The organism is Kribbella albertanoniae, from assembly GCF_004348455.1.
In the GTDB taxonomy this organism is placed as follows: Bacteria; Actinomycetota; Actinomycetes; order Propionibacteriales; family Kribbellaceae; genus Kribbella; species Kribbella albertanoniae.
The window spans coordinates 1-4,219 of record NZ_SMKA01000433.1 but is presented as its reverse complement, the minus strand read 5'-3'; the positions used below and the strand labels follow the sequence as shown (position 1 = coordinate 4,219).

The following is a 4,219-nucleotide window of genomic DNA, read 5'->3' as shown; positions in this document are numbered from 1 at the left end:
CCTGGCCCGACGACACCCAGCCCCAGCAGATCCACCTGGACCTCTACTTCGAAGGCCAACCCGCCCACACCGAGGCCCACACCAAAGCCCTCGCCCTAGGCGCCCGCCTCCTCAAAACCGGCGACCCCACCGCCGCCCGCGGCACCAACGTCTACGCCGACCCCGCCGGCCACCCCTTCTGCCTCTGCTGGCTCCCCGAAACTTGAGGGGATCTCCCTTCAAGTTGCCGGTTCTCTCCCCATATTTTGAAGGGAGAACCGGCAACTTCAGGGGAGATCCCCTCGTTTTCCGGGCAGCAACCGCAGCCCGGAAGCTCAGGCGACGTCCACCGCGGTCACCAACCTCGGCACCCACCCCAGCCACCGCGGCGCCCTGGGGCTGACGGGCTGTGGCTGAGGTACGTGATGCCTGCGGTTCTGCGCTGGTCGGCAATTTTTGGTCGGCTATCCGACCATTTCTTTCCGACGAACGCACCCCGACCGCCCCGGCACCCGAGACCGCCGTCCAGCGCCACCTTGAGCACCCATCAACCGCGCGAGGCCCGCCGAAACGGTTGAAACCGTGCTCAAGGTCGACCGCCCGGCTCACCTTGGGCACCGATCAACCACCTTCCGGCCGGGCAAATGGCTGAGCCGTGCCCAACGTCGTACCGGCTCGGGCAGAGGCACCTGACTGACTGGCCTTTGGGGCCTTTGTCCGGTGGGTGAATGCTGGTCAGGCGACGTCGGGGCGGGTCATCAGGGGTGCGGTCAGGAGGCGTTCGAGGTTGGGGCCGGTTAGGGGTACGCCGTTCCAGGTGGCGACTGCGGTTGCGGTTGTGGCGTCGAGTTCCAGGCGGACTCGGTGGGGGGTGGTGATGATCTGGAGCTCGGCGACGAACGTATTGTCGTGCCAGGCGGCGGTGGCGACGACCGGGCGGCCGAGGGGTGAGCTCTCCCGCCAATCGCCGTGGCCGGCCGCGACGCTTGGCCAGGAACCCAACCGCAGCAGCCATCCGCCGTCCACGGGATCGACGACGACCGTCGTACCGTCGGGCAGTGCTGAGTTCTCGACGGACGCATCGACTGTGGCCTTGGCGGAACGCTCCGGCGCGGCCTCGCCCGGCACGGGCTGAAGGGACAGCTGCCGCAACCGCGAGGCGAGAAGCTCGTCGTCCTCGGCGCTCCCCGGCTCATCGAGGCCCGGCAGCAGAAAGTCCCAGAAGATCCCGGGGATCGGCTGCCGCTCATCGAGCGCGGACGTCACGGCGATGACGAGTTCGTGCTCCGGAACGACCAAACACTGCTGACCGAAGGCGCCGTTCCCGTAGTAGCCGTGCCGCGACCGCCAGAACTGATAACCGTATCCACAGAGGAAGTCCTCGACGGCCCAGGCATCCTCGACCGGCAGGGTCTCGATCTGCCGACTCGTCGCGAGCTCGACCCATTCCCGCGGTACCAGCTGGCGGTCACCCCACCGCCCGCCGCGCAGCAGCAGCTCCCCGACAGCAGCGACCGCCTCGGTCGGCAGATACAGCCCGTGGAATCCGAACGCGAGCCCGCTCGCCACCCGGTCCCATTCGGCGTGCTCGATCCCCATCGGCTCGAACAACCGCTCGCCCAGGAACTCCGGCAGACCGCGGCCGGTCACACGCTCCACCATCCGCGCCAGGATGAACGTGGTCGCGTTGTCGTAGGTGTGCCGCGTGCCCTCGGGCTCGGTGAACGGTACGCGCAGGAAGCCCTTCACCAGATCGTCCGGCTCCAGCTCCCACGCCTCACCAAGACTGTCGGTGGGATGACCGACCGTCATCGACAACAGGTGATGCACGGTGATGCGACGCCCCTGCTCCGACACATCCGCCGGAACGTGCTCGGGCAACACGTCCACCACTCGATCGTCCAGCGACAGCAACCCGTCCGCGATCACGAGTCCCACGGCGATCGAGGTGAACGATTTCGTCAACGAGTACAGGAGATGCGGACGATCCGCCGAGTACGGCGCCCACCAGCCTTCCGCGACGACGTGTCCCCGCCGTACGACCATGATCGAGTGCAGCTCGACGGATTCCGCGGCGATCCGATCCAGCAGCGCGATGATCGAGCGGGACGACATCCCCGCAGCAGCAGGCGTCGACCGTGGCAAGAGTGCAGGCATCCGTGCACCGTATCCGCGACTACGCCCGTGCGCACACCAAATTAGTTCCGCTGAACGACAGCACCTCGAACCCCGCGTCCACCAACTCAGCCCGCAAGGCGGATGGTGTCAGATGCCGGCGATACGGCAGCTCGCCCCGATAGGAGATCCCCGTGACCGCGTCGTACCGGAATTCCTCGCCGTACACGCGATCCACGTCGTACAAGGCCGTCGAGATCAGGTAACGCCCACCAGGCAGCAACCGCCCCCGCACCCCACGGAACACCGCGGCGCGATCCTCGTCCAGGACGATGTTCTGCAAGCAGTAGCTGTCGAGCACCACGTCGTACCGCGTCTCACCAACCTCCGGCCACCGGCAAACATCCTGTACGGCGAAGTCGACCCGAACCCCGCGCTCCGCCGCAAACCCCTTCGCCAGCGCAATCGCCTCCGGGCTCACATCAACCGCATCAACCCGAAACCCCAGCCCCGCGAGGAAACAAGCCGCCGGCCCAGTCCCACACCCATACTCGAGAACCCGCCCACCGACCGCCAGCTCATCCAGCACCCCGTCCAAGAACCCCCGATTAGGAAAGTCCTCAAACCTGCCCCCACCCTCAAAAACTTCGTTCCACTGCGTAAGCCCCTCCCGCTCCACCTGCCCATAAACCACCCGAGCCTCAACCTCGTAGTACCGCATGCCCCCACGGTAGGTGGGGATCCTGTGACAGGCTTCCGAATATGCAGAATCCCAGCATGGGGATCCAGATTCGGGCGGCGACACCGGACCTGCTCGCGGCCGCGGTCCGAAAGTTCATGGGCGCCGAGCCCGGTCGCACCTACCTGGATTCGCCAGGCACGCTCGCCTTCGTCGCCGCTGACCCCGAGGTTCTCGGTTGGTGCTGGGGCTATCACCTGCCCCGACCCGACGGCACCTCGATGCTCTACCTCCACCAGTTCGCGGTCGACGAGAACCACCGCCGCCGCGGCATCGGCAAAGGCCTCCTCCGCGCCTTCATGACCGCCGGCACCCGAGCCGGCGCCACCAAAATGTTCCTCACCACCGGCGCCGACAACCACCCCGCCCGCTCCCTGTACGACGCCCTCGGCGGCGGCCTCGCCGAGCAAGGCCCCACCGTCAACTACTGGTTCGTTCTCGACCGCTGAGCGTCTGTCGTTGGTAGGTTCCTCAGATGCTTGGATCTGTTGTGTGGCCGCCTGAACCGATTCGGACTGAGCGGCTGGTACTGCGTCAGTCCGAGGGACGCGATCGGGCGACCATCATCGAGTTGCTGGCTTCGCCGGAAGTTGGCTTGTACGTCGGTGGGGCGCAGGACCGGGATGAGCTGGAGCGGGCGCTGCCTGAGGTGCCTGGTGAGCGGCCGGGGTTCTTTGTGGTTGAGCTCGACGGGGCGGCGATCGGCACGGTCACGCTCAGCGGGCGCAACCCGGAGAGTCTCTACCCGGAGGCCGGAGGCACCGAGCTCGGTTACCTGTTCCTGCCCGACGCGTGGGGCCGCGGTTACGCAGGTGAGGCCTGCGCCGCGGCGCTCGACTGGTTCGCCAGTGCCTGCCCTGGCGAGGCGGTGGTCCTCAGCACCCAAACAGCCAATGAGCGCTCGCTGCGCCTGGCCTCCAAGCTGGGCTTCACCGAGGTAGCCCGCTACCACGCGTACGGCGCCGAGCAATGTCTAGCCAGCTGGAGTGGTCGTGTTCAACCATGAGCCTGCCGGCTACGAATGCCCGCTCTGCCTGGTCGCCTCCGGCGGGGAAGACGAGCTGACCAGCCAGCAGGACGTCGTACTGCGGACGGAGCGGACGACCGCTTTCGTCGCATCCCGGTGGTGGCCGAACAACCTGGGCCACGTGCTCGTCGTACCGAATGCCCACCACGAGAATCTGTACGACCTGCCCGCTCCGGACGGTCACGCGGTCCACGACGCTGTCCGGGCGATCGCCATCGGCATCCGCTCCACCTACGGCTGTGCGGGGGTCTCCATCCGCCAGCACAACGAGCCGGCCGGCTACCAGGACGCCTGGCACCACCACGTACACGTCTTCCCGCGCTACCCCGGCGACAACCTCTACAACACCCGCCCCCTAC

Annotated in this window: 6 protein-coding genes; 4 read left to right on the top strand and 2 right to left on the bottom strand. The window is 67.1% G+C overall.

Annotation, left to right across the window (positions count from 1 at the left end; all coding sequences use genetic code 11):
• Nucleotides 1–206 (top strand): VOC family protein (locus tag E1261_RS45725; protein ID WP_272948649.1); only part of this gene is annotated, 206 nt, incomplete at its 5' end.
• A 508-nt stretch (nucleotides 207–714) separates the two neighbouring features.
• On the opposite strand, the gene E1261_RS43525 is transcribed toward E1261_RS45725, so the two are convergent.
• Together E1261_RS43525 and E1261_RS43520 are read right to left on the bottom strand one after the other, a co-directional pair.
• Nucleotides 715–2,136, bottom strand: coding sequence for a serine hydrolase domain-containing protein (locus tag E1261_RS43525; RefSeq protein WP_202875467.1), 1,422 nt, complete (start codon nucleotides 2,134–2,136; stop codon nucleotides 715–717).
• A 19-nt stretch (nucleotides 2,137–2,155) separates the two neighbouring features.
• On the bottom strand, nucleotides 2,156–2,683 hold the full coding sequence (locus tag E1261_RS43520) for a class I SAM-dependent methyltransferase (protein ID WP_165952855.1): 528 nt from the start codon (nucleotides 2,681–2,683) through the stop codon (nucleotides 2,156–2,158).
• 188 nt (nucleotides 2,684–2,871) lie between these two features.
• Between E1261_RS43520 and E1261_RS43515 the strand changes: the two genes are divergently transcribed.
• The 3 genes from E1261_RS43515 to E1261_RS43505 form a co-directional block, all read left to right on the top strand.
• Nucleotides 2,872–3,282 (top strand): GNAT family N-acetyltransferase, encoded by a 411-nt coding sequence (locus E1261_RS43515; RefSeq protein ID WP_132416031.1) that lies wholly within the window; start codon nucleotides 2,872–2,874, stop codon nucleotides 3,280–3,282.
• 26 nt (nucleotides 3,283–3,308) lie between these two features.
• Entirely contained in the window at nucleotides 3,309–3,839 is a 531-nt protein-coding gene (locus tag E1261_RS43510) for a GNAT family N-acetyltransferase (protein ID WP_132416029.1), read from the top strand.
• Nucleotides 3,826–4,219 (top strand): HIT family protein (locus tag E1261_RS43505; protein ID WP_132416027.1); only part of this gene is annotated, 394 nt, incomplete at its 3' end. The genes E1261_RS43510 and E1261_RS43505, both read left to right, overlap by 14 nt.

Coding starts and splice junctions, on each gene's coding strand:
- E1261_RS43525 (WP_202875467.1), bottom strand. CDS start 2,136: ATGCCTGCACTCTTGCCACGGTCGACGCCTGCTGCTGCGGGGATGTCG.
- E1261_RS43515 (WP_132416031.1), top strand. CDS start 2,872: ATGGGGATCCAGATTCGGGCGGCGACACCGGACCTGCTCGCGGCCGCG.
- E1261_RS43510 (WP_132416029.1), top strand. CDS start 3,309: ATGCTTGGATCTGTTGTGTGGCCGCCTGAACCGATTCGGACTGAGCGG.